Origin of the sequence: Bacteroides sp. MSK.20.82 (genome assembly GCF_019052485.1) — a bacterium.
GTDB classification, from domain to species: domain Bacteria; phylum Bacteroidota; class Bacteroidia; order Bacteroidales; family Bacteroidaceae; genus Bacteroides; species Bacteroides thetaiotaomicron.
This window is the reverse complement of sequence record NZ_JAHQUN010000012.1, coordinates 39,798-65,229: the sequence shown is the minus strand read 5'-3', so window position 1 is coordinate 65,229 and position 25,432 is coordinate 39,798. Positions and strand designations below refer to the sequence as shown.

The following is a 25,432-nucleotide window of genomic DNA, read 5'->3' as shown; positions in this document are numbered from 1 at the left end:
AACCGCTCAGCGATTCACCTCTTTCTCTATCCTCAAAATCTTATCTAACGTCTTCTGAGCCTCCGTCGATGGGAACCGTAGCACTACTTTCTGTAAAGAGCTTCGTGCTTTCTCATATCCGGTAGCAAACAATTTCGACAACCCGTCCCGATAACGTGCATATTGCATTTTTGTCGGTGAAGAAAGCTTTTTGTAGTCACTTTCCAGTTTTTTCTTCTCCTGCTCCGCCATCAAATAATAATAATTACCGAGAAAGATATTGGCCGCCAGATTATCCGCATCCAACTTCAATATATTCTCGTACATACGCAACGCATCCTTCTCCTGTCCACGACATACCTGCATTTCGGCAACAGCCTCCAGATAATCTACATTATCAGGGTCCTTCTGCGACAGTTCTTTATAAAACAAAAAGGCTTTGTCATAATTCCGATTCTTCTTATAGGCAAGAGCCAACTCATTAGAAAGTTTCGAGCTGATCTCACTACTCTTGTCTATACTCGTCCAGTAGAACATTTCCGAGCGGTCTATATTCAGACTGATAGCCTGACGGAAATAGCTAACCGCCTGTCCATGCTGTCCGGCCTCAATAGCAACCGTGACTTTATGCAACATTTCATCGGCCGTCTGTGCATTCAGCATCAGCGGCAACGAAAACAAAGAAAAAAGAAGGAGAGTTAAGGTTTTCATAATCAGTTACATTGTTTCTAGTTCGTGACACGCAAAGATACAATAAAATAATAAAATATGTACCTTTGTTCGCAAAAAGAACAATCTATTTGATAAAAGTGTTTCTACAAGATGATAAATAAAAAGACGACCTCCGAAAACAGACGAATATTACAGATTGCCGTACCATCGATTATTTCGAATATTACCGTGCCATTGCTGGGACTTATCGATGTCACTATCGTTGGACATCTCGGCTCTCCGGCATATATCGGAGCGATTGCCGTAGGAGGAATGTTGTTCAATATCATCTACTGGATCTTCGGATTCCTACGTATGGGAACAAGCGGCATGACCTCACAAGCCTACGGGCAGCATGACTTAAACGAAATCAACCGGTTACTGATACGTTCTGTCGGCGTCGGACTCTTTATTGCCCTATGCCTGCTGATCCTTCAATATCCTATCCTTAATGCGGCATTCACACTCATACAGACTACAGAAGAAGTAAAGCAACTGGCAACTACCTATTTCTATATCTGTATTTGGGGAGCTCCGGCAATGCTAGGTCTTTATGGATTTGCAGGCTGGTTTATCGGAATGCAGAACTCACGCTTCCCGATGTATATTGCCATCACGCAGAATATTGTCAATATTATCGCCAGTTTGTCTTTCGTCTATCTCTTGGATATGAAAGTGGCAGGAGTCGCCGCCGGAACCCTTATCGCACAGTATGCAGGTTTCTTTATGGCCATACTATTGTATATGCGTTATTACAGCACGCTCCGAAAACGTATTGTATGGAAAGATATCATACAGAAGCAGGCAATGTACCGTTTCTTCCGGGTAAACCGTGACATCTTTTTCCGTACCCTCTGCCTGGTAATCGTAACGATGTTCTTCACCTCTGCAGGAGCTGCACAGGGAGAAGTCGTTCTGGCAGTAAATACACTGCTGATGCAATTGTTCACGCTCTTCTCTTATATTATGGATGGATTCGCCTATGCAGGGGAAGCGTTAGCCGGACGCTATATCGGCGCAAGAAATCAAACGGCTCTCCGCAATACGGTCAATCACCTTTTCTATTGGGGCATCGGACTTTCGGCAGCATTCACCCTTTTATATGCAATAGGCGGAAAAGAATTTCTCGGGTTACTGACAAATGATGTTTCGGTAATAAGCTCCTCAGACACTTACTTTTATTGGGCACTCGCCATCCCATTGACAGGTTTCTCCGCTTTCTTATGGGATGGTGTGTTTATCGGCGCCACCGCCACCCGCCAGATGCTTTATTCGATGTTGGTTGCTTCCGTCAGCTTTTTTATGATCTACTATGCCTTCCACAATCTCTTGGGAAATCACGCTTTATGGCTGGCTTTCATCACTTACCTTTCATTGAGGGGAATCGTGCAGACCTTCATCGGAAGAGAAATAGTGAAGAAAGCGATATAAAAGTTATCGCGCAACTATGAGGTCTATCCAACAAATTATCTCTATATTTGCGCTAAACTAAATGTAAAAAGATATGGCAAAGTATAAAAGAATTCTGCTGAAGCTCAGCGGAGAAAGCCTGATGGGGGAAAAACAATACGGCATTGACGAAAAAAGACTGGCGGAATATGCCGCACAAATCAAAGAAATCCATGAACAGGGAGTACAAATCGGCATCGTTATCGGCGGCGGAAATATCTTCCGTGGACTAAGCGGAGCCAACAAGGGCTTCGACCGTGTGAAAGGTGATCAGATGGGTATGCTGGCAACTGTCATCAACAGCCTTGCATTAAGTTCCGCATTAGTAGCAGCCGGAGTAAAGGCCCGTGTACTTACAGCAGTCCGCATGGAGCCGATCGGTGAATTCTACAGCAAATGGAAAGCGATTGAATGCATGGAAAACGGTGAAATCGTTATCATGTCCGGCGGTACGGGAAATCCTTTCTTTACCACAGACACTGGCTCTTCACTGCGCGGCATCGAAATCGAAGCAGACGTAATGCTGAAAGGTACCCGCGTAGACGGCATCTACACAGCCGACCCGGAGAAAGACCCTACAGCTACAAAATTCAGTGACATCACATACGATGAAGTACTGAAACGCGGTCTGAAAGTGATGGACCTCACAGCTACCTGTATGTGCAAGGAAAACAACCTGCCGATTGTTGTTTTTGACATGGACACGGTAGGAAACCTCAAAAAAGTAATCAGCGGAGAAGAAATAGGAACAGTAGTACACAACTGATCCTGACTCCCTGCCAATATACCCGGGGCCGACTAAAAAGGATATAATCAGCTTTCAGACTTTTTAGTCAGTCCCGATTACTTTCTCCCTCCACATTCCTTTTGTTGACTTGCATATACATCATTAAGAAATAAAAGCTATGAAAACCAAAAACGCTTGTTTCTGGATATTCTTATTACTATCCGGAAGTGCTTACGCACAAATGTCTCAAAAAGGTACAGTACAGATTTTTAATTCAAATAAGTCCCCACTACCGGGAGTACAACTGACAGCTACCGATGCCCCTGCCACCGATACGGATGCCAACGGGAATTTCCAGTTCAACTTCAGCAAACAAAAACCGGGAATGGCTATCGCTTCTCCGAATGTATATAAGAAAGGATATGAACTGGTAAATAAAGACATGATCAATGGATGGATTCTATCCGAAAAACGTCCGTTGAGTATTGTGATGGCTCCCGAGGGCACTATAGAAGAAAGCAAGAGCAAGTATTATTCCATCTCCGTTGCCCACTTTTCGAAGAAACAAGAAAAAGCCATTGAAGAAATCAACCAGCTATATATAGCACAGAAAATCAGTCTGCAAGAGCGTAGCGACCGTCTGAAAGCGATGGCGGAAGAATCCAGATCATTTATGAATCAGATCGATCAGTACGCTGAGAAGTTTGCGAGAATAAATCCGGATGACATCAACGCCATCGAGAAGCAAGTATTGGAACTGGTCAATGCCGGGAAACTGTCTGAAGCCATCGAGCTATACAATAAATCCGGAATTATCACTCAGGCCAGAGAGAAGCTGTTACAGAAAACAAAAGCAGAGGAAGACATCGACAAACTGGCCGAAATAATGTACCGATATGCCGACCTCTGCGCCCTGACCGGAGGAATGGAAAACGAGAAGAAAGCAAATGATGCCTACAAGTTCGTAGCCGAAGCACTTCCCGACAGGTTTACATACGTGTTTAAATACGCATTGCAGAAAATAGGACTAGAAGACAGTGATACCATGGAATGGCTGGACAAATGCCAGAAACTTTCATTTGACGAGAAATCTCTCGTACAAGTACTGAACATAAAAAGTACCCTTGCGCGTCATCATCAGAAAGACTATATCAAAGCCTTGGAGTATGACATCAACGCACTGGAAATACTGTCCAACAAAAATATTTCCATGCCTTCGGGCGATTACTATGCTATCTACCATCAGACGTTCTATTCAATGGGAAAGACATACGAAGCCATGAACGAATTCAAAGAAGCAAAGGAAATCTATGAAGACCAGATCAAAGAAATCAGTGAAGAGATAGCAGACAGCGACAATCAGCTGTTCATAAATATTCAAAGTTCTCAACTTGCCAACATATACAGTTCGCTGACAGACATTTACAAGAAGGAAGGCAATGTGTCTAAAGTCAACGAACTGTCAGAGAAATTATTCGAGCTAAATAAAAAGAATGCAGGAGATAATGAAGAAGCCATACTCGAAGCTGAAATAGGAAGACAAGAATACCTGTTCCATCAGGCAGTAGAGAAAGCGGATTACAAACTGGCAGCCGGCAGTATAAAAGAGATTCTGGCAAAAGCCGAGAAACTGTATAAGATGCGTCCCTTGTCCCGCGCCTACTGGTATGCTTTATGGAACTTCGCCTACATCAGCGTAAGCACAGAAACAGAACCGGAAAACTTCCTCACGACCATAAAAGCATTTGAAGACAAGGTAGCCAACGAATTAAAAATCAACAGTGAAGAACAAAAGACCTCATTATTGTACAATATCGAGAAACAATACATTCTATATTACTCCAAAAACGGAAATAAACCCGAAGAAAGGAAGCATGTGGAACAAGCATACCAATATGCCGAAAAACTGAATCTGTTGAATCCGGCAAGATTTGTTCTTGAGATTATCAGTGCACAGGCATCGTATATCGATATGCTCCTGGAACTTTCCGAACATGACAAAGCTCTGAAAGCCGCCATCGACCTGGAAGCATTATACACCATGCAAGGAGTATGGGGATTTCAGGACTTGAGAACAGAGAACAGTATAGGCACCGCAATGGTTTGCGGAGGACTGTATGAATTAGGAGTGGAACATCTGGAAAAAGTAAAGAAAGACAGGGAAAAGCACCTGAAACAAAAGCCGAACGACGTGGATATGATGGGCAGTATCACCACTACCTACAATAACCTGTCGTTGGGATACGGCAAACTTAAAAAATATGCCAAAGCACTGGAAGTGCAAAAGAAAGCATACGAAATCATCAAGACACTGTATCCGCATAATAAAGCCCAACTTGGCACGAACTATCTACTGATGACTCTCAATACAAGTATCGCCTACTATCAGAACAGCAATAATGCGGAGGCTCTGAAATTTCTGCAAGAGGCGGAAAACATCGCAAACGAACTGAAAGAACTCAATCAGCTTTTCAGCTCCTACCCTCTTGTTGTCCGGTTTGCCAAAGGAGACCTTCTGGCCAAATTATCCCAGCCCGGCTCCGAGGAATTATTAAAAACTGGTCTGGAGTATAAGAGCGGCACGCTGCCTAACGATGCCGTTCTGCTCTACCTTATCAATGACTACCGGACCAACAATAATAGCATTTACAGAAAGTAAAGGCATTACTTTCTCAGAATAATCTTCCATGGGACTTTATCGGATACCGGTCCGGTGAAGTCCCATAATTGATATCCATCCTTGTATACCGTCACCCGTTGCTCCTCTTTTTGTTTCTCGGCAGGTATGGGCAGTTGGAAGTTTCCCATTCCGTCAGATACCGTCTTCATGTCCAGCACTTGAACAGTAGCATCCGCCAGCGGACGGTTATCCTCATCTTTCACAGTACCGAAAATCATCGCTAATGAAGAATCCCGACTGATGCCAAGAGTCACATTCTTTTCCAGGCTCAGTACCGTATCTACCGTCACATATCCTTTCGATTCTATCTTCAGACGGGCATTCTCACCCAGATATTTAGTATGAATTTCTTTGAAGACAACCTCGTCAGAAAGTCTGTCCACATGACGGGTTTCGCTCTTATCGGCATACTCCAATGTTATATCAGCGCCATAAAAAGGCAAAGAAGATTTGGAAGTATCCGTAAGACGCACCGTGGAAGTGACCGGCGAATAATAATAGAAAGCAAAGAAAGCCAGTGCCACCACCAGTACAGGCACAAGGACATACAATAATACGAACCTCAATGTCCGTTTCACATCTACCGGATCGGGCTTGATAAAGCCTTCATTCTCCAAAATCTGCAATTGTTTGTCGAACTTGAGACGCAAATCATCATAATTGGTATACAAGTCGCAGAAGTGTCCGAGATTCTTCTCGCAATAAGATTTAAAATCTTTGAGAGACTCATCAACGATCCCTTCCTCCTTGAAATAGACAAATATTTTAGGTTTTGCAGCCTTAGTCTTCAGATATATTTCATGGGCCACTTCCAGTTCTTCTTTGGTATAGCGCCCCATCCGTGTGTGGAACAGAAAAATCACAATATCACATTCACGGATATAGTCATTATAGCGATCCTGCAGACGGCCTTCATTCAGCGAACTGCTGAAGTCCATCCACGTACGCTGGTCGAAGTCGATATTCCGATCACGATAAAGCTTATTCTTATCCGAAAAGTACAAGTCAAACATCTGTTTGTCTTCATTCAACTCCGCTGATGATGCAATAAAAATCTTGATCTTCTTCATCTGTTTCTATATTTTTTCCTTTATACTGATCCATTTCTTGCGGTCTTCGATTCGTTCGAAAACCAACTGTGCCTTTTTCTTCAGTTCTCCTTTCAACTTGACTTCTTTCAATGACTGCTGAAGGCTATTCTCCACCAGCTCAATCTCTTGCATACTTTGCGTCTCCTTTACTATCAAGCTATACTGATCCAGAACTTCACTCGGGTCATTCCGCTGAAAGAACCACTCTACCGACATTAATTTCAGCTTGATATCCGTCGCCATCTCATAAATCAAGTGAGCAACAGAGTCACACGCCACTTTATCATCGGCTTGCTTCAGCAACTGGAAATTATTGACTAAGGATGGAAGAAGCAGTTTCATATCTTCTTTTGCTTCCTGCCTGACTGCAATCTTCAATGTCATGGCAGAATCAAGTTTCATCTCTTCATAAAGACGAATAGCTCCATGCACATCACCATGATCGAGCAGTTCCATTGCCTGCTTTTCCATAGCATCAAGCTCGTCACGATTGATGCAGGCAAATTTAAGCGCATATATTTCCAGACGTTTCTGCCATTCCATCATACTTTTAGACATGGAGTCAACTTTCTGATCATATTCCACTGCGGACAATGCGTTCTGTTTCTTCAGTTCTTCCAGTTCAGCCAATGTTTTCCGATATTCTTTCTCACTATTGGATTCACCTATATCATAATATTTCTTGCGCAACGCACTGATGACTTCGGTACGCCCTAATACAATTTTCAGTTCGGAGGCAGACGATATATTCCAATTGGCTACTTTCTCGTAATTGACTATTTTGAAACCTTTCTTATAGATATCATTAATCATCAACGGATCGCCCGGCAAGGAAGCGGTGAAATTCAGTATAAACCGCCCTTCCTGATCGCTGTCCGTAGGCGAAGCACCCGCTACTTTTATTTCAGCACCGGCTACGGGCTTGTTATTGCTACTCATTTCCACGACGATCCCCTTCTGAGTGGTTTGTGCCCAAACACATTGAAAGCCAGTCAGAAAGATAGAAAGCACTAAGAATATTTCCTTTTGATGATTCCCCATATCACAAATCCTAATCCATTTTATAGTTTTCCGTCCTGCTTCACAATCAAAAGCAGATGCCGTGTCAAAGCAATATCATATTTCTCACTGCCATTCCGCAAATCGTTGTAAGGGCGAATGTCATAATGAGCATATTCTTCATCCCGCTTTTTATTCTTCAAGGCTGCCTTTTGTTCTATCTCTTCCTGTTCCTTTTTTGTCACAGGTCTATATCCCAGTAACAGTTCTTCCACATTCCAGCGGTTGTGTTCCACTTCTGCCAAAATCGCCACCTGCTTTTCGCTAAGTTGCTTTCCGTTGTCCCAATGTTCCTTGGTGTAGCCGATTGAACGCAATTTGGTAGGAATGGCATTCGCATTATAAATATTAGACCATTTCTTTACCGTTTTGAACTTCGGATTGTGCCATAGTTCGTCCATTTCTTTCGCAGATGGCAGTTCTGTCAAGACTTTATCTCCTTCACACTTTTCATACACCGCATTTACACGCTTGGCATACATCTCGTCTGCCATGCACAAGTCGAAACAATCATCCAACATCCCGAACGGACGAAGATTCTTGAAACGCTGATTGGTTCCTCCTTTTCCCTTCAACGGATTACCGGATAATTTTTCAATGATAGCCGATGTTATCCGTTGCTGAACCAGCACCGGAACACCTTTCTCATAGACACAACGCGGGAGATAGACAGCAGAAGAAATAGACTGATGAGTCAGGTTCAGGCAGACTGCAACCGTCATCAGCGCATCCTCATCTTCACACCAGCCTGTAATCAAATCACGGACTTCCGGCGACTCGATAGTTCCCTGTACAAACTGCCATTCTATGTCTATAAAATCTGTTCCCAAATGAGCATAGACCTCAGCAGGTTCATCCCTGCGGACCATTCCGTTTTCTGTATCTATAAAGGTAGAATAAGATACATCAAACAGGTTTTCATACGCTTGTTTGAAGCTGTTCATCTCACGCATTGCTTCATTATCGATAAAAGTGATGCGCGTTTTCTTCTTTTTATCCCGGATAAAGTTGGGATAGTGGGCTATATGGGCAGCCTCGACAGCCAGAGCAATTCCCATCCTCGACATTCCCACAATTACCAGATGCACATATTTCTCTGATTCGTAAGTGACAGGCTGATAATCCAGAGGCAGATAATTAATCTCACGGATACTACACGCATTTCGCACAAATACTTTTTGCGCCCATGTTTCGTAAAAGTTAAACGGACAGAAATCAATATATTCCTTTATATCATCATCAATATCCGAGAATTGGAAGACAGCAAAAGTAGATTGATATTCAAAGAGTACGTTGCACTTCAAAGGAGGTTTCCGATTCTCTTCCTTGCAAAGTTCGCCTATCAGATTCAGACAGTCGACATTCATCGAGTCATGATAATATTCCACATCATCCAGCTCTCCGCTATCTCCCAATATAAAGACTTCTTTCGCATCCGCCACATACAACTTTTTCAGTTCTTCTTTAGAGTCTCTCATGGCATGAACCAAAACGATTCTCTTCTCCTCATCCTTTGTGAGATTGGAAAATAATTCCATCCGTACTTCATTGACGTCTTTGGAAGTCTGAATGACTAACGTGCAATCCTTCTCCCGTTGGCATAACTGTCGTATCAGACAGGGTAACATTGCATCTGCACCGATGATCACAAAATGATCAGATAGTTTATAATGAATCAACCCGTTTCTGCAATTTTCCACCCGCCTTTCAATGATATTGGAAAGCGTGGAGATCAACAATCCGCCCAAAACGACGGAACCCAGCAAACTAATAATCAATGCCCACGGGCGGTCTTCCGGACTTATGCTGATCAGGTTGCCCGAATCAACAAAGTTATTGTATACATTCCACAGGGTCTTCTGAAAAGAATGGTTCGCCGCAGAGTCAGTAGCCAGCACAGTCATCTCTTCCGAAGGAGTCATCTGATACTTGCTTCCCCAGTGCACTCCCAAACAAGATAAAACAATCAGCGAAACGACTATAATAATCAGGAAACGTATCTGTTTCCAAGCCCCGCCATAAATAATCCGGTCAAACCAACGAGCATTCATAACTTAATCCTCCTTTTCTATTCTGAAACCTAATTTCTTCACCATCTTGATCGTATTCATAGCCGTATTCCGGTCGTACTCTTTTTCTTCTTCCGGCAACTCATCATAAGGTACCAGACAAGGATGCTTTTTATGGATATCATCGCGTTTTTCGCCATATGTCCAGCCTTCATCTATACGGGCTTTTGCCCACACTTCATGTACATTTTCAGCGATGCGCTCTGATAATTGGATTAAAGATTCGGGAAGGTCAACCAATGAAAGGTCCATCGGTTCGGGGATGTAATCCAGTTTATTTTCTTTCATATTTTATATTCTGTATTTATCTAATGTATTAAGATGCAAGGCATGTCATTGATGCAAAGATAATAAAAAGACTAAGATTTACAGCTTTCAATACTATTTCTTAATGGCTATAGTGCTAAAATCTAAGTCTCGCATTGCATAAAACTATTCGTCTGACAGTTGTTGAACTTTCGTCTGACAACTGTTAATCTTTCGTCTAACAGCTGTCAGACGAAAAGAAAACAGCTGTCAGACGAATAAATTCAAGCATAAACAATGTTAGTTTACGGCTAGCAGAAGAGTAATCTCATGCTATTCTCCAAGTAATCCGTCGCATACGAAAAATTAAATTATACTATCAACGCCCTAAACTATTGTTTATCATCGGCAAACTACGTACTTTTGCACGCCATTTTTAAGAGGCTAAAATAATGAATAACAAGACCAAAGGTTTTATTTATGGAGCCATTGCCGCTGCAAGCTACGGTATGAATCCTCTCTTCACACTCCCGCTCTATGCTGCCGGCATGAGTGTCGATATTGTTTTATTCTACCGTTACGCATTTGCCGTAATTGTATTGGGTGTCTTGATGAAGCTGCAAGGGCAGTCTTTTACTCTTCGCAAGGCAGACATTCTCCCCTTGGTAATCATGGGATTGCTGTTTTCGTTTTCATCTCTGCTTCTATTCATGAGTTACAACTATATGGATGCCGGTATTGCTTCTACCATTCTGTTCGTTTATCCGGTGATGGTAGCTGTGATCATGGGCGCCTTTTTCAAAGAGAAGATTTCCGCAATCACCGTTTTTTCGATCCTGTTGGCACTTTCGGGCATTGCCCTGCTCTATCAGGGAGATGGCAACAAACCACTCTCCACCGTAGGAATTATCTTTGTTTTACTGTCGTCTCTCTCCTATGCCATTTATATCGTAGGAGTCAACCGGTCTTCATTAAAAACATTACCGACTACCAAACTGACTTTTTATGCTATATTATTCGGATTATCGGTTTACATAGTCCGCTTGAATTTCTGCACGGAATTGCAAATCATACCCTCTCCCTTATTGTGGGCAGATGTTCTGGCCTTGGCCATTCTCCCCACTGCCGTGTCATTGATTTGCACCGCATTAGCCATTCAATCTATAGGCTCCACTCCTACTGCTATACTCGGTGCTCTGGAGCCTGTGACAGCGTTATTTTTCGGGGTCCTCCTGTTTCACGAAAAACTGACTCCCCGATTAATGGTCGGTATTTTAATGATTATCACTGCCGTTACATTGATTATCATCGGCAAGTCGCTTATAAAAAAGATGAGTGTGCTGTTGCAGATAAGCAAAAAATAGTATACTTTTGCTAATCAATCAACCAAATAGCAACTTTAATTATCAAAAAATATGGTAGACGTAAAGACTTGCCTTGACAATGCACAAGAAAAAATGGATATGGCTGTAATGTATCTCGAAGAAGCATTGGCACATATCCGCGCTGGAAAAGCGAGTACCCGACTGTTGGATGGTATCCGCGTAGACTCTTACGGAAGTATGGTTCCTATCAGCAATGTAGCTGCTTTATCCACTCCGGATGCTCGCAGTATCACCATCAAACCGTGGGACAAAAGTATGTTCCGTGCCATCGAAAAAGCCATTATCGACTCTGACCTTGGCATTATGCCCGAAAATAATGGTGAAGTAATCCGTATTGGTATTCCTCCTCTGACGGAAGAACGTCGTAGACAGCTCGCTAAACAGTGTAAAGCGGAAGGCGAAACTGCCAAAGTAAGTGTACGCAACGCTCGTCGCGATGGCATCGACGCACTGAAAAAAGCAGTAAAAGACGGACTGGCAGAAGACGAGCAGAAGAATGCGGAAGCCAAGTTACAAAAAATCCATGATAAGTATATCAAACAGATTGAAGATATGCTTGCTGACAAGGATAAAGAAATCATGACGGTTTAATGGAAAATGGAGAATGGACAATGGATAATTACTATGCAGTCCCATTGCCCATTCTCCATTATCCATTATCCATTATCCATTATCCATTAAATAAATGAAGGGATTAGTAATCAAGAACACGGGCAGTTGGTATCAGGTGAAGACCGACGACGGACAATTTATTGAATGTAAAATCAAAGGTAATTTCCGGTTAAAAGGTATTCGCAGCACCAATCCGGTAGCCGTGGGCGACCGCGTTCAGATTATACTCAATCAGGAAGGTACTGCCTTTATCAATGAAATAGAAGACAGAAAGAACTACATCATCCGCCGTTCTTCCAATCTTTCCAAACAATCTCACATTCTTGCCGCTAACCTCGATCAATGTATGTTAGTGGTTACTGTCAACTATCCCGAAACATCCACCATTTTTATCGACCGTTTTCTCGCTTCTGCCGAAGCATATCGTGTACCTGTCAAACTGGTATTTAATAAGGTAGATGCTTATAACGAGGATGAGCTCCGTTATCTGGACGCTCTTATTAATCTGTATACGCATATCGGTTATCCTTGTTTCAAGGTTTCTGCCAAGGAAGGAACCGGAGTGGATGCCATCAAAAAAGACCTGGAAGGCAAGATCACACTTTTCTCCGGTCATTCGGGAGTTGGAAAATCGACGCTCATCAACGCCATTTTACCGGGAACCAAAGTAAAAACCGGTGAGATATCGACCTATCACAACAAAGGTATGCATACGACTACCTTCTCTGAAATGTTCTCTGTAGACGGGGATGGATATATTATCGATACTCCGGGAATCAAAGGATTCGGAACGTTCGATATGGAGGAAGAAGAAATCGGGCATTATTTCCCTGAAATATTCAAGGTTTCCGCTGATTGCAAATATGGTAACTGTACACATCGGCATGAGCCGGGATGTGCGGTACGTGAGGCAGTGGAAAAGCATCTTATCAGTGAGTCTCGTTATACTTCTTATCTGAATATGCTGGAGGATAAGGAGGAGGGAAAGTATCGGGCGGCATACTAATCTCTTAACTAATCAGCAAGAAATTACACATAAAAAATAAATCTAATTTCTATTAAAAAAACGACAACAATCGAACATTCTGATTCCAAAATTCAAACAACAAACACAACTTTGATTTTAATTTAAACTTCAAGCAAAATCTCACTAATTTAAATAAGTAAATTAGATGAAAAGTCGAAATTCTCCTTTTGTCTGTTATTAAAGCCAGACACAACATTAACTTTCTTTTACTTTATCCAGCATTAAACCTTTTCTTTCAAGTGTCGTCTAATCATCAGAAGATATTATATAACATGCTATATACTATACTAAACCATGAATAAAAAAACTAAATGGGGCATCATTATTCTTATCGGTGCCGGAATTATCGGTGGGGGAATTTACTCACAGTTACCAAAAACTAACGACGAACTGGCTGCTGCTGACAAGGTAAAAAATACCCAAAAGAATGGAAAAAAGATTCTGAACGTCAACGCCAAAGTAATAAAGCCTCAACTGTTAACAGACGAATACACTACTACCGGCGTACTTCTGCCGGATGAAGAAGTTGATTTGTCTTTTGAGACTTCCGGGAAAGTAATAGAGATCAACTTCGAAGAAGGAACTCCCGTAAAAAAAGGACAACTTCTTGCCAAAGTCAACGACCGCCAGCTACAAGCACAACTTCAACGGTTGGTTTCACAACTAAAGTTAGCTGAGGACCGTGTATTCCGACAAGATGCTCTGCTTAAACGAGATGCAGTCAGTAAAGAAGCTTATGAACAAGTAAAGACTGACCTGGCAACTCTAAATGCTGATATAGAAATAGTAAAAGCGAACATTGCCCTAACCGAGCTCCGTGCTCCATTTGACGGAATCATCGGACTTCGGCAAATCAGTGTCGGTTCATACGCTTCGCCGACAACTATCGTTGCCAAACTGACAAAGATTACTCCGCTGAAAGTAGAATTTTCAGTACCGGAACGCTATGCAAGCCAGATTAAGAAAGGTACGAACCTGAATTTTAGAATTGAAGGAAAACTAGATGCCTTCAGCGCAAAAGTATATGCTGTAGAATCAACGATTGATCCCAACCTGCATCAATTTACAGCACGCGCACTTTATCCAAATACCAATCGCGCCTTACTTCCCGGCCGATATACAAGTATCCAATTAAAGAAAGAAGAAATCCCGAATGCGATTGCCATTCCGACGGAAGCTATCGTACCGGAGATGGGAAAGGATAAAGTTTTCTTGTATAAATCAGGAAAAGCCGAACCTGTAGAAGTGACAACAGGCATTCGTACAGATGCTGAAGTACAAATTGTAAGAGGACTTCAAGTAGGAGATACCATTCTTACATCAGGAACACTGCAACTTCGCCTGGGACTTCCTGTTACATTGGATAATATTGACTAATACCTGCCATGCCTTATGAATATATCTGAATTAAGTATACGCCGTCCGGTATTAGCTACGGTACTGACAATCATTATTCTCCTTTTTGGATTTATCGGATACAGTTATCTGGGTGTCCGTGAATATCCATCGGTGGACAACCCGATCATTTCTGTCAGTTGTTCTTATCCGGGAGCCAATGCCGACGTCATTGAGAACCAGATAACCGAGCCACTGGAACAAAATATCAATGGTATCCCGGGCATCCGGTCTCTATCCAGCGTCAGCCAGCAGGGACAAAGCCGTATTACGGTAGAATTTGAACTTTCAGTCGATCTGGAAACTGCAGCAAATGACGTACGTGACAAAGTTTCCCGTGCCCAACGTTATCTGCCCCGGGACTGTGACCCGCCGACTGTATCAAAAGCCGATGCCGATGCGATGCCTATTTTAATGGTTGCCCTCCAAAGCGACAAACGCTCACTGCTTGAATTAAGTGAGATTGCAGACTTGACTGTCAAAGAGCAGTTACAGACCATCTCTGATGTAAGTAGTGTATCTATTTGGGGTGAAAAGCGTTATTCCATGCGCCTTTGGCTCGATCCGGTCAAGATGGCAGGATATGGCATCACTCCGATTGATGTAAAGAATGCGGTAGACAATGAGAATGTCGAACTTCCTTCGGGTAGTATTGAAGGAAACACTACCGAACTGACAATCCGTACATTGGGATTAATGCATACTGCCGATGAGTTCAATAATCTTATTGTAAAAGAAGATAACAACCGTATCGTCCGTTTCAGTGACATCGGACGTGCAGAACTTGGTCCTGCCGACATCAAGAGTTACATGAAAATGAACGGTGTACCCATGGTAGGTGTTGTTGTTATTCCACAGCCGGGAGCCAATCACATCGAAATTGCCGATGCTGTGTACAAACGCATGGAACAGATGAAGAAGGACCTGCCGGAAGATGTGACGTATAGCTATGGTTTTGATAATACCAAATTTATCCGGGCATCTATCAATGAGGTAAAAGAGACTGTATATGTAGCCTTTATTCTGGTTATCATCATCATCTTCCTTTTCTTACGCGACTGGCGGGTGACGCTGGTTCCGTGCATCGTAATTCCCGTATCGCTGATTGGAGCATTCTTCGTCATGTATCTTGCCGGATTCTCCATTAACGTACTTTCCATGCTTGCCATTGTGCTGGCCGTGGGACTGGTGGTGGATGACGCCATCGTAATGACGGAGAACATCTATATCCGTATCGAAAAAGGAATGAGTCCGAAAGAAGCGGGAATAGAAGGAGCCAAAGAGATCTTCTTTGCCGTTATTTCAACGACCATCACACTGGTTGCAGTATTCTTCCCGATTGTCTTCATGCAAGGTATGACAGGACGTTTGTTCCGGGAATTCAGTATTGTAATTTCGGGTTCTGTCATTATCTCTTCATTTGCGGCACTGACTTTCACTCCGATGCTGGCCACGAAGTTACTCATCAAACGTGAAAAACAAAACTGGTTCTACACTAAGACGGAACCGTTTTTTGAAGGGATGAACCGATGGTACAGCCGTTCGCTCGCTGCTTTTTTGCGTAAGCGCTGGCTAGCACTTCCGTTCACTTTTATAACCATCTGCCTGATCGGTTTCTTATGGAATGCTATTCCGGCAGAAATGGCTCCACTTGAAGACCGGTCGCAAATCTCTATCAACACCCGAGGTGCAGAAGGTGTCACTTATGAATATATCCGTGACTATACCGAAGATATCAACCAGCTTGTAGATTCTATTCTACCGGATGCGGAAGCGGTAACAGCACGTGTATCCAGTGGTAGCGGAAACGTACGCATTACACTGAAAGACATGAAAGACCGTGACTACACGCAGATGGAAGTTGCGGAAAAGATATCAAAGGCCGTACAGAAAAAGACCATGGCACGCTCGTTCGTACAACAGCAGTCTTCTTTCGGCGGACGCCGGGGAAGTATGCCTGTTCAATACGTACTCCAGGCTACCAATCTGGAAAAGCTGCAGGAGGTATTACCGCAGTTCATGGCCAAAGTATATGAGAATCCGGTTTTCCAGATGGCAGACGTAGACTTGAAGTTCAGTAAACCGGAAGCCCGTATCAGAATCAACCGTGACAAAGCGAGCGTAATGGGAGTCAGTACTAAAAATATCGCCCAAACGCTGCAATACGGATTGAGCGGCCAGCGTATGGGATATTTCTATATGAACGGAAAGCAGTATGAAATTTTAGGTGAAATCAACCGCCAGCAACGAAACAAGCCTGCCGATCTGAAAGCTATCTATATCCGTAGCAGCAATGGAGATATGATACAGCTGGACAATCTGATTGAACTGGAAAACGGTATCGCCCCTCCCAAACTGTACCGTTACAACCGATTTGTATCAGCCACAATTTCCGCCGGACTGGCTGACGGAAAGACCATCGGACAAGGACTGGATGAAATGGATAAGATTGCCAAGGAAACATTGGACGATACTTTCCGTACCGCATTATCCGGAGACTCCAAGGAATACCGTGAAAGTTCTTCGAGCCTGATGTTTGCTTTTATACTGGCTATCCTTCTGATTTATCTGATCCTGGCAGCACAGTTTGAAAGTTTCAAGGACCCGTTAATTATCATGTTAACAGTGCCTTTGGCTATTGCCGGAGCCTTGGTATTCATGTATTTCGGAGATATCACAATGAATATTTTCAGTCAGATCGGTATTATCATGCTGATTGGTCTCGTGGCTAAAAACGGTATCCTGATCGTGGAATTCGCCAATCAGAAACAAGAAGCAGGCGAGGATAAGATGAGTGCCATCAAAGATGCCGCATTACAGCGTCTGCGCCCGATTTTAATGACAAGCGCTTCTACTGTACTGGGACTTATTCCATTGGCATTTGCCAGCGGAGAAGGCGCCAATCAGCGTATCGCCATGGGTACGGCTGTAGTAGGTGGTATGGTTGTTTCCACACTGCTTACGATGTATATTGTGCCGGCCATCTACAGTTATATTTCGACTAACCGAATCAAAATAACAAAAGAATGAAACAGAAAGGTATTTGCATGAAACGAATCATATATATAGTTACCGCATGTGTCTTCGTATCAGTTTCTACTGCGAAGGCACAGCGAATCTATTCCTTAAGAGACTGCCTGGAAGAAGGGCTGCAAAACAATTATTCTCTGCGCATCGTCCATAACGAAGAACAGATCAGCAAGAATAACGCGACACTCGGAAATGCGGGTTATCTGCCTACCCTGGACTTTTCTGCCGGATATACCGGAAACCTGGACAATATCGAGACGAAAGCCCGTGCCACCGGAGAGGTCACCAAAAATAATGGAGTCTACGACCAGACAGTTAACGTCGGCCTCAACCTCAACTGGACCATCTTCGACGGATTCAACATCAGCACTACGTACAAGCAGCTAAAAGAACTGGAACGGCAGGGCGAAACCAACACCCGCATTGCCATTGAAGACTTCATCGCCGATCTTGCCTCGGAATACTACAACTTCATCCAACAAAAGATCCGTCTGAAGAACTTTCATTATGCGATGTCACTTTCCAAAGAACGCCTGCGTATAGCAGAAGCAAGCCATCTTGTCGGTAAATTCTCGGGTCTGGATTATCAGCAAGCCAAAGTGGACTTCAATGCGGACAGCGCCCAATACATCAAGCAACAGGAATTGCTGCACTCCTCGCGCATCCAACTTAATGAATTGATGGCCAACAATAATGTAAATCAGATTATCGTCATCAAAGATTCTACCATTGACGTACACAGTGACTTACTGTTCGACGATTTATGGAATGCTACCTTATCCACCAATGCTTCTTTGCTGAAAGCCGACCAGAACACTGTACTGGCACAGCTGGATTACAAAAAGATCAACTCCCGCAACTACCCATACCTCAAACTGAATACCGGCTATGGATATACCTTTAATAAATACGATATCAATGCAAACAGCAGAAGAGGCAACTTAGGCTTTAATGCCGGGGTTACTGTCGGTTTTAATATCTTCGACGGCAACCGCCGCCGTGAAAAGCGCAACGCAACCCTTGCCTTCAAGAATCGTCGTCTGGAACGACAGGAACTGGAGTTAGCCCTTCGTTCCGATCTCAGCAACTTGTGGCAAGCATACCGTAACAATCTTCAGCTGCTGAATCTGGAACGGCAGAATCTTGTGACCGCCAAAGACAATCATGATATCGCCATGGACCGTTATATACAGGGAGACCTTTCCGGTTTTGAAGTACGCGAGGCACAAAAGAGTCTGCTGGATGCCGAAGAACGTATTCTCTCGGCAGAATACAACACCAAACTTTGCGAGATATCACTACTGCAAATCAGCGGAAAAATCACCAAATATCTGGAGCAATAAGACTTTTATTCTCCTGTTTTCATTGGGCTAATCATCTGATAAAAGCGATTAGCCCAATTTTTATGCCATAAAGAACAGATATTACCCTTCATTCCCGACCTTTTCTTCTACATTTGCACGCACCATAACATTCACTTAACAATAGAAGTCATGAGACAAACAGCCTTTTTCTTTCTGTTACTTTTCATTCAGACTGGAATTTCAGCCCAAGCAACAGATTACAGGAAACAACAGAATTACAAAGAATGGGTACACCTCGCTCCCAAGTTCGATGATGCCTTTTTCCGGACAGAAGAAGCACAACGCATTGGAGACAATGTATTGCTATACCAGCAAGTCACCGGAGGCTGGCCCAAAAACATCTATATGCCGGCAGAACTGACAGAGCAGGAATACACCAAAGCATGGAATGCGAAAGGAGACGTCAACCAAAGTACCATTGACAACAACGCCACGACAACCGAAATTCAATATCTAGCCCGTCTTTATCAAGCTACACAAAAAGAGAAATACAAAGAAGGAGTACTGAAAGGTATCCAATATCTGCTCAAAGCACAATATGACAATGGCGGATGGCCTCAGTTTTATCCGCGTCCTACAGGATACTATATCCAAATCACCTACAATGATAACGCAATGGTCAGAGTCATGCAGCAGTTACGGGAAATCTACGAAAAGCAGTCCCCTTATACTTTCATCCCCGATGAAACCTGCCAGCAAGCACGTAAAGCCTTTGACAAAGGAATAGAATGTATCCTCCGGACACAGGTTCGCCAAAACGGGGAACTGACAGTATGGTGCGCGCAGCATGACCGCATCACACTGGAGCCCTGCAAGGCACGTGCATATGAGTTGCCTTCATTGAGCGGACAAGAATCTGACAATATCGTGCTTTTGCTCATGTCTCTCCCCCATCCATCGGAAAAAGTAATTGAATCGATAGAATCAGCCGTCAAATGGTTCAAGAAGTCCGAAATAAAAGGAATACAAAAAGAATACTTCACCAACAGTGACGGAAAAAGAGATTACCAGATGATCCCTTGCGAAGATTGTCCCGTACTATGGGCACGTTTTTATGAACTGGACACCAATCGTCCTTTCTTCTCCGACCGCGACGGAATTAAAAAATACGATATCTCAGAAATCGGACATGAACGCCGGAACGGATATAGCTGGTACAATAAAGACGGCAGCAAAGTACTGGCAAAATATGAGAAATGGAAGAAGGAATTAAATAGGAAATAATACCGGAGGATGCGATAAGAGGGGATGTCAAAAGTCAATAGTAACTAAACTCTCCTCCTTCCTGAAGGAGTTTAGTTACTATTGACTTTTGATAACCTCTCATCTATTTCTATTTTCTATGACTATCCTACTATATATTTAGCAACCTTTCCTGCACGATAGATCAGCCATACCAATCCCCATGAAACGGCGAAAGCAAGAATAGCGGCTACAGGTATCTGCAAACCAATCGGCATATTAATAGCTCTCATCAGCACGACCGACGGCCCTGTAAAGAAATAATGTATCATATAAATACCGAATCCGCAAACAGTGAGATTCGCCAATGCCTTTTTCATCCTTTCCGAGTTCACTTTTACTTTCTTTGCCAACATAAACACAGGTATCGTCATCATTACAACATTAAGAGAACAATAGGTAAAGAAGAGTTCCAGCATCTCATCCGTATATTCCGGCAATGCGGTTATATGCCTGAAACCTAAGAATGTCACCGCATAACCGACTGCAAACATCGGAATGCCAATCGCCAACGTTTTCTTCAAGCTCCATTCCAGATTTTTCAGATAATGCCCCAACAACAGATAGCCATTGAAACCGGCAAAAGCATACAGCATTCCAAAAGAGTTCCATGAACAGGTTCCCCATAAATAATTAGAAACAAACTGATAATAATAAGGAAGCAGCAAAGTTACCCCCCAAGCCAGCAGAAACATCAGTTTGGCACGTTCCGAAGCCTTCTCTACCCAAGCTGAGAAAACCGGCAAATACAGATACAGCCCGATAAGCAGATAAATATACCACATATGCACGGCTAAAATGGAGAAGTTGAACGGAATCATCAAAATATATTCCAAAGATACAGAGAATGATTGCTGCATCACTTCCTCTCCCGCATACGGGAAGAAATCAAGAATAATCTGAGGATTCAGTCCCAACAGGCCTGTAATCCAAGGGAACAGATTATAGAGCACCGACCATATCAGGAACGGATAAAAGACGCGGGGAATACGTTTCTTGTAAAAAGTAGAAGCATCACCTCTTACAGGCAGAAGCAATGCACCGGTAATCATCACAAACAGAGGCACGCACGGACGCAGTACAGATCCGTAAATAGCCCCCCAAAGTTTTATTTCTCCGATATTCGGAGCCGTGCCGGGATAAAAATTAAACGGATCGGTGCAATGACAGCAGACAACTGTAAACATCGCAATAAAACGAACGACATCCAGCCAAACAATATGCTGGTTCTTTTGATTGGATAAATTCATCACTAGTGGTTTCATGGTGTTTTAATTATTAGATAAGCAAGTTTATAAAAAAAGGGATACCCATACGAAAACTGACAGGTATCCCAAATGAATGTTTATGTAATCAACCGCAAGAATAACTTGCCATTACTTATTACTTGTTACTTATTACTTGTTATTTGGCACAACGTGGTTTTATCTGTTTGAAGAAGTCATTTCCTTTGTCATCTACCAAAATAAATGCCGGGAAATCTTCCACTTCAATTTTCCAGATTGCTTCCATGCCCAGTTCCGGATATTCTACGCACTCAATGCTCTTGATGTTGTTCTGAGCAAGGATTGCAGCCGGTCCGCCGATAGAACCCAGATAGAAGCCGCCATATTTCTGACAAGCATCTGTAACCTGCTGGCTACGGTTACCTTTCGCCAACATAACCATGCTGCCACCGTGGCTCTGGAACAGCTCAACATACGAGTCCATACGTCCGGCAGTTGTCGGGCCCATTGAACCGCAAGCCATACCAGCCGGAGTCTTGGCCGGACCAGCATAGTAAATAGGATGATCCTTGATATACTGAGGCAAATCTTCTCCACGATCCAAGCGTTCTTTCAGTTTAGCGTGAGCGATGTCACGGCCAACGATGATAGTACCGTTCAGTGACAGACGAGTAGATACAGGATATTTGGTCAGTTCTTTCAGAATCTCAGCCATCGGACGGTTCAGATCAATCTTCACTACATCACCTTCACCGGCCTGACGCAATTCTGCCGGAATCAGGCTACCCGGATTTGAATCCAGTTTCTCAATCCAGATACCATCTTTATTGATTTTACATTTGATGTTACGGTCGGCAGAACAAGATACGCCCAGACCTACCGGACAAGAAGCACCGTGACGAGGCAGACGAATGATACGAACATCATGTGCCAGATATTTACCGCCGAATTGTGCACCCAGACCTATCTTGCGAGCTTCTTCCAGTACTTGTTTTTCCAGTTCGATATCACGGAAAGCACGGCCAAATTCATTTCCCGTAGTCGGCAGATTATCGTAGAAGTGAGTAGAAGCCAGTTTCACTGTCAGCAGGTTCTTCTCAGCAGAAGTACCGCCGATCACAAAAGCGATATGATAAGGAGGACAAGCGGCAGTTCCCAGAGTCTTCATTTTTTCCACCAGGAACGGAACCAGTGTACCAGGGTTCAAAATTGCTTTTGTTTCCTGATACAGATATGTTTTGTTGGCAGAACCACCACCTTTCGTTACGCAGAGGAATTCGTATTCCATGCCTTCGGTAGCTTCGATGTCAATCTGTGCAGGCAGGTTACATTTTGTATTTACCTCATCATACATATTCAGAGGCGCATTCTGAGAGTAACGCAGGTTTTCTTCGGTATATGTTTTGTAAACACCCAGTGACAGAGCTTCCTCGTCGGTATAGCCGGTCCACACTTGCTGTCCCTTTTCACCGTGGATAATAGCAGTACCGGTATCCTGACAGAATGGAAGTACACCTTTGGCAGCCACTTCCGCATTACGCAGGAAAGTCAGTGCTACGTACTTATCGTTCTCGCTGGCTTCCGGATCACTCAGAATCTTAGCAACCTGTTCATTGTGCGAACGGCGAAGCATGAATGACACATCACGAAAAGCTGCATTTGCCATCGCAGTCAAGCCTTCTTTCTCAATTTTCAGGATAGGATTTCCTTCAAACTCGCTTACCGATACATAGTCTTTTGTAAGCAGATAATACTCAGTGGTATCTTTTCCCTTTTCAAACATGGGCTGATACTTAAACGGAGGTGTTGCCATAATCTCTTATTTTATTACGTAATGTTAGTTAGTGAGGCAAAGGTAGTAATTAAAAATAAAGAATGATAACGGAAGAATGAAGAATTAAGAATGAATAACGCAGAAAGGAACTATGCCCACCGCAACAAGAATTTATTCTCATTGCAGTGAGAACTTTTTCTCATACCTATGAGTATTTTTTCTCACTGCGATGAGAAAATTTTCTCATTATGGTGAGAATTTTTTCTCATCGATATGAGAATGGTCTGAGAACTTTATATCACAATAACTACTGTTAATGAGGCGACTAGCCAATAAGCCGGCTTTAGATTTTACTCTTGAATGGACCCGATTCTTTTGATCAATTCATTGCCAAGCGCAGTTTTGTCCTCAATATGCTTCAAGACAGCCGTCACAAACGTGTTACTTTCAAAATCACCACGTACTTGTTCGAAGTCCTGCTTCATTTCATCGTGAGAACCATCGGCTCCGAATCCTGTCATCGAAGACAGCGAGAACTCTTTACGGGCATCATCATATACCATTTTATCAAGACCGACTACCGCCTCTTTCCACGCTTTTACGATACGGATTATGTCCTGTGCCGTTATTTCGTCCGGATTCAAGCCGTAAAACTCCTGAATCTTGTTGTAAGCCCAGGTCCATTCATACGTATAATAATTCTCATGCATTTCTGCAAAGCTGGCGTTGATGGACTTTAACCGGTTGACAGAACCATTTTCGATGCCATCGAGCAGACGGTCTATTTCACTCTTAGGAGCGATCAGTCCGGACATATCCACCCATTCGCCGGTTCCGATTTCCGTGTCCGGTTTCAGACGCTGGCGTATTTCTTCGTTGCTCTGGAAATTAATGCCTTCCAGGCGTTTTATGATGGAGTTACCCAAAAACTTATGAATAGCGATCTCATAAAAACGGATACCATTATTTAAAGAGGAGTTCTTGATCTTTGCGCTCTGATAGGAATAGATTTCAGATGTTTCGCCGGATACCCGCTTAAGCTCTTTCAGAATAGAACGTCCCTTGAACATTTTCTGAATGGTGTATGGACTCAGAAGATTATAATTGATATAATCCAATCGGTTCGGGTCTTTCCGCTTGTCACGTTTCGGCCACTTCTGAGCATCGCGAATGGTACCCACACTTCTCAGATTCACTCCCGGAACCAGATAAGTCGTGTTCCGTTGCTCGATCAGATAAGAGAAAGGAAGATTGGAGGTATCGGCATGATTAACGTGACGTCCCATTACCAGAGAAAAGGCTCCGACACGTGCCGGCCATAAGATATAGGAGTCGGAGGTCGTTTTGGCCCCTCTTTCCATGGTTCCCTGATGGATAGGTCCCAATTTATACATATGGTTGCTCTGATTCGATCCCGATCCCGCATTCATAAACGAGAACATACCGGCAATCAATAAAGTCGATTTGTGGTGAGTCACCGTGAAAGGTCCCGCAAAGATGGCGCATGCCTCCCCGTTCTCTCCCTGGCAGTTACTGAAAAACAAGGAATCGGAGGCTGAATAGTTATGTCCCAGTTTGCAAGACTGACCGACAAAACAACGGGTCAGCATCGTTCCGTCATCTACTTCGGAGCCGGAAGAGATTATGAAATCATCACATATCACTCCATGTCCGATATGTACAGGCGCTGTCACATTACTGTTGACGCTACCGTTTGTCAAACGGCAAGTACCGCAGATATGGCAATAATCACCGATCCGTACATTCTTGATAGACCCTGTGTTCAGAATCATCACATGATCACCTATACTACCTACCGCAGAAGCATGCTTGTTGGAATAATAATCGGCAATCGCCTTCATGCGATTAATCAGTTCTGGACGGTGACGATACAATGCAAGTATGTATGCCTGGTGTGCCGACAATTTATCATTGATCAGCACTTCACGTCCGCCCGTTTCATTGAGCACTGTCGCTTCCACCCCATTACCAAAGGTGCTTAGCCCGTCTACCAAAATGATATCCACATTTTCAATGAAGGTATCATTTCCGATTTCATAATTAGCAATGTAGTTTTGAATGTTTTCAATGCAGCAGTTATCCCCTACTACCACATTGTGCAGAGTTACATGACGGAGTCCCGAATGTTTTCTGATCCCTCCGGGCAGTGTAAATTCGGCATCAAATACGCCTAATTTCACTTCACCCGAAAAGCGGGTATGGTGAACATACTCACAGTTAAACCCCTCGGCAACCAAAACATTTCCCCAATCATCAGCCAGACACGACTGGCTCTTCAACTGAAGCACTTCGTCCTCAGTCAATTTACGATAGTCTTTCATATAGATAAAAATAGATATGTACCG

General features: G+C 43.3%; 18 protein-coding genes. 10 read left to right on the top strand and 8 right to left on the bottom strand.

Annotated features, from left to right (window positions below; genetic code table 11):
* Positions 1 to 6: 6 nt before the first annotated feature.
* Positions 7 to 690: a lipopolysaccharide assembly protein LapB gene (locus KTR07_RS13045; protein WP_011108186.1), complete on the bottom strand. Its 684-nt coding sequence runs from the start codon at positions 688 to 690 to the stop codon at positions 7 to 9.
* A 111-nt stretch (positions 691 to 801) separates the two neighbouring features.
* Here KTR07_RS13045 and KTR07_RS13040 point away from each other — a divergent pair, with 111 nt between their 5' ends.
* From KTR07_RS13040 to KTR07_RS13030, 3 genes are all read left to right on the top strand, one after another.
* Positions 802 to 2,121, top strand: a complete 1,320-nt coding sequence (locus KTR07_RS13040; protein ID WP_011108187.1) for an MATE family efflux transporter — start codon at positions 802 to 804, stop codon at positions 2,119 to 2,121.
* 73 nt (positions 2,122 to 2,194) lie between these two features.
* Positions 2,195 to 2,905: a UMP kinase gene (pyrH, locus tag KTR07_RS13035; protein ID WP_008759596.1), complete on the top strand. Its 711-nt coding sequence runs from the start codon at positions 2,195 to 2,197 to the stop codon at positions 2,903 to 2,905.
* 139 nt (positions 2,906 to 3,044) lie between these two features.
* Positions 3,045 to 5,525, top strand: a complete 2,481-nt coding sequence (locus KTR07_RS13030) for a tetratricopeptide repeat protein (protein WP_062694540.1) — start codon at positions 3,045 to 3,047, stop codon at positions 5,523 to 5,525.
* Positions 5,526 to 5,530: 5 nt separating this feature from the next.
* Here the strand turns inward: KTR07_RS13030 and KTR07_RS13025 are convergent, their stop codons facing one another.
* Genes KTR07_RS13025 through KTR07_RS13010 form a run of 4 tightly spaced genes read right to left on the bottom strand, consistent with a single transcriptional unit; the run spans position 5,531 to position 10,053 of the window.
* Positions 5,531 to 6,616 (bottom strand): carboxypeptidase-like regulatory domain-containing protein, encoded by a 1,086-nt coding sequence (locus KTR07_RS13025; protein WP_008764009.1) that lies wholly within the window; start codon positions 6,614 to 6,616, stop codon positions 5,531 to 5,533.
* A 6-nt stretch (positions 6,617 to 6,622) separates the two neighbouring features.
* Positions 6,623 to 7,678: a hypothetical protein gene (locus KTR07_RS13020; protein ID WP_008764010.1), complete on the bottom strand. Its 1,056-nt coding sequence runs from the start codon at positions 7,676 to 7,678 to the stop codon at positions 6,623 to 6,625.
* Between the two features lie 20 nt (positions 7,679 to 7,698).
* Positions 7,699 to 9,747, bottom strand: a complete 2,049-nt coding sequence (locus tag KTR07_RS13015) for a hypothetical protein (RefSeq protein WP_008764011.1) — start codon at positions 9,745 to 9,747, stop codon at positions 7,699 to 7,701.
* A gap of 3 nt (positions 9,748 to 9,750) precedes the next feature.
* A complete protein-coding gene (locus KTR07_RS13010; RefSeq protein ID WP_008764012.1) occupies positions 9,751 to 10,053 on the bottom strand; it encodes a RyR domain-containing protein in 303 nt (100 codons plus the stop codon).
* A 410-nt stretch (positions 10,054 to 10,463) separates the two neighbouring features.
* Between KTR07_RS13010 and KTR07_RS13005 the strand changes: the two genes are divergently transcribed.
* The 7 genes from KTR07_RS13005 to pelA all read left to right on the top strand — a co-directional run bounded on the left by KTR07_RS13005 (position 10,464) and on the right by pelA (position 20,048).
* Complete coding sequence (locus tag KTR07_RS13005; protein ID WP_217315436.1) at positions 10,464 to 11,375, top strand: DMT family transporter; 912 nt, start codon at positions 10,464 to 10,466, stop codon at positions 11,373 to 11,375.
* Between the two features lie 51 nt (positions 11,376 to 11,426).
* On the top strand, positions 11,427 to 11,987 hold the full coding sequence (gene frr, locus KTR07_RS13000; RefSeq protein ID WP_008764014.1) for a ribosome recycling factor: 561 nt from the start codon (positions 11,427 to 11,429) through the stop codon (positions 11,985 to 11,987).
* A 94-nt stretch (positions 11,988 to 12,081) separates the two neighbouring features.
* Entirely contained in the window at positions 12,082 to 13,014 is a 933-nt protein-coding gene (rsgA, locus tag KTR07_RS12995) for a ribosome small subunit-dependent GTPase A (protein WP_008764015.1), read from the top strand.
* A gap of 315 nt (positions 13,015 to 13,329) precedes the next feature.
* Entirely contained in the window at positions 13,330 to 14,412 is a 1,083-nt protein-coding gene (locus KTR07_RS12990; protein ID WP_008764016.1) for an efflux RND transporter periplasmic adaptor subunit, read from the top strand.
* Between the two features lie 15 nt (positions 14,413 to 14,427).
* On the top strand, positions 14,428 to 17,460 hold the full coding sequence (locus tag KTR07_RS12985) for an efflux RND transporter permease subunit (protein WP_008764017.1): 3,033 nt from the start codon (positions 14,428 to 14,430) through the stop codon (positions 17,458 to 17,460).
* A complete protein-coding gene (locus KTR07_RS12980; protein WP_008764018.1) occupies positions 17,457 to 18,803 on the top strand; it encodes a TolC family protein in 1,347 nt (448 codons plus the stop codon). The genes KTR07_RS12985 and KTR07_RS12980 overlap by 4 nt, the downstream gene beginning before the upstream one ends.
* A gap of 150 nt (positions 18,804 to 18,953) precedes the next feature.
* Positions 18,954 to 20,048, top strand: a complete 1,095-nt coding sequence (pelA, locus tag KTR07_RS12975) for a pectate lyase (RefSeq protein ID WP_113748178.1) — start codon at positions 18,954 to 18,956, stop codon at positions 20,046 to 20,048.
* A 122-nt stretch (positions 20,049 to 20,170) separates the two neighbouring features.
* On the opposite strand, the gene KTR07_RS12970 is transcribed toward pelA, so the two are convergent.
* The 3 genes from KTR07_RS12970 to KTR07_RS12960 form a co-directional block, all read right to left on the bottom strand.
* Positions 20,171 to 21,331 carry an acyltransferase gene (locus KTR07_RS12970; protein ID WP_054960037.1) on the bottom strand — a complete coding sequence of 387 codons (1,161 nt, stop codon included), beginning with the start codon at positions 21,329 to 21,331 and terminating at the stop codon, positions 20,171 to 20,173.
* Between the two features lie 139 nt (positions 21,332 to 21,470).
* Positions 21,471 to 23,105 (bottom strand): fumarate hydratase, encoded by a 1,635-nt coding sequence (locus tag KTR07_RS12965; RefSeq protein ID WP_113747840.1) that lies wholly within the window; start codon positions 23,103 to 23,105, stop codon positions 21,471 to 21,473.
* 311 nt (positions 23,106 to 23,416) lie between these two features.
* Positions 23,417 to 25,408, bottom strand: coding sequence for a DUF4954 family protein (locus KTR07_RS12960; protein ID WP_008759582.1), 1,992 nt, complete (start codon positions 25,406 to 25,408; stop codon positions 23,417 to 23,419).
* Positions 25,409 to 25,432 lie beyond the last annotated feature (24 nt).

Excerpts from the sequence above, each read along its gene's own strand:
- KTR07_RS13045 (WP_011108186.1), bottom strand. The coding sequence starts at position 690 with ATGAAAACCTTAACTCTCCTTCTTTTTTCTTTGTTTTCGTTGCCGCTG.
- KTR07_RS13040 (WP_011108187.1), top strand. The coding sequence starts at position 802 with ATGATAAATAAAAAGACGACCTCCGAAAACAGACGAATATTACAGATT.
- pyrH (WP_008759596.1), top strand. The coding sequence starts at position 2,195 with ATGGCAAAGTATAAAAGAATTCTGCTGAAGCTCAGCGGAGAAAGCCTG.
- KTR07_RS13030 (WP_062694540.1), top strand. The coding sequence starts at position 3,045 with ATGAAAACCAAAAACGCTTGTTTCTGGATATTCTTATTACTATCCGGA.
- KTR07_RS13025 (WP_008764009.1), bottom strand. The coding sequence starts at position 6,616 with ATGAAGAAGATCAAGATTTTTATTGCATCATCAGCGGAGTTGAATGAA.
- KTR07_RS13020 (WP_008764010.1), bottom strand. The coding sequence starts at position 7,678 with ATGGGGAATCATCAAAAGGAAATATTCTTAGTGCTTTCTATCTTTCTG.
- KTR07_RS13015 (WP_008764011.1), bottom strand. The coding sequence starts at position 9,747 with ATGAATGCTCGTTGGTTTGACCGGATTATTTATGGCGGGGCTTGGAAA.
- KTR07_RS13010 (WP_008764012.1), bottom strand. The coding sequence starts at position 10,053 with ATGAAAGAAAATAAACTGGATTACATCCCCGAACCGATGGACCTTTCA.
- KTR07_RS13005 (WP_217315436.1), top strand. The coding sequence starts at position 10,464 with ATGAATAACAAGACCAAAGGTTTTATTTATGGAGCCATTGCCGCTGCA.
- frr (WP_008764014.1), top strand. The coding sequence starts at position 11,427 with ATGGTAGACGTAAAGACTTGCCTTGACAATGCACAAGAAAAAATGGAT.
- rsgA (WP_008764015.1), top strand. The coding sequence starts at position 12,082 with ATGAAGGGATTAGTAATCAAGAACACGGGCAGTTGGTATCAGGTGAAG.
- KTR07_RS12990 (WP_008764016.1), top strand. The coding sequence starts at position 13,330 with ATGAATAAAAAAACTAAATGGGGCATCATTATTCTTATCGGTGCCGGA.
- KTR07_RS12985 (WP_008764017.1), top strand. The coding sequence starts at position 14,428 with ATGAATATATCTGAATTAAGTATACGCCGTCCGGTATTAGCTACGGTA.
- KTR07_RS12980 (WP_008764018.1), top strand. The coding sequence starts at position 17,457 with ATGAAACAGAAAGGTATTTGCATGAAACGAATCATATATATAGTTACC.
- pelA (WP_113748178.1), top strand. The coding sequence starts at position 18,954 with ATGAGACAAACAGCCTTTTTCTTTCTGTTACTTTTCATTCAGACTGGA.
- KTR07_RS12970 (WP_054960037.1), bottom strand. The coding sequence starts at position 21,331 with ATGAAACCACTAGTGATGAATTTATCCAATCAAAAGAACCAGCATATT.
- KTR07_RS12965 (WP_113747840.1), bottom strand. The coding sequence starts at position 23,105 with ATGGCAACACCTCCGTTTAAGTATCAGCCCATGTTTGAAAAGGGAAAA.
- KTR07_RS12960 (WP_008759582.1), bottom strand. The coding sequence starts at position 25,408 with ATGAAAGACTATCGTAAATTGACTGAGGACGAAGTGCTTCAGTTGAAG.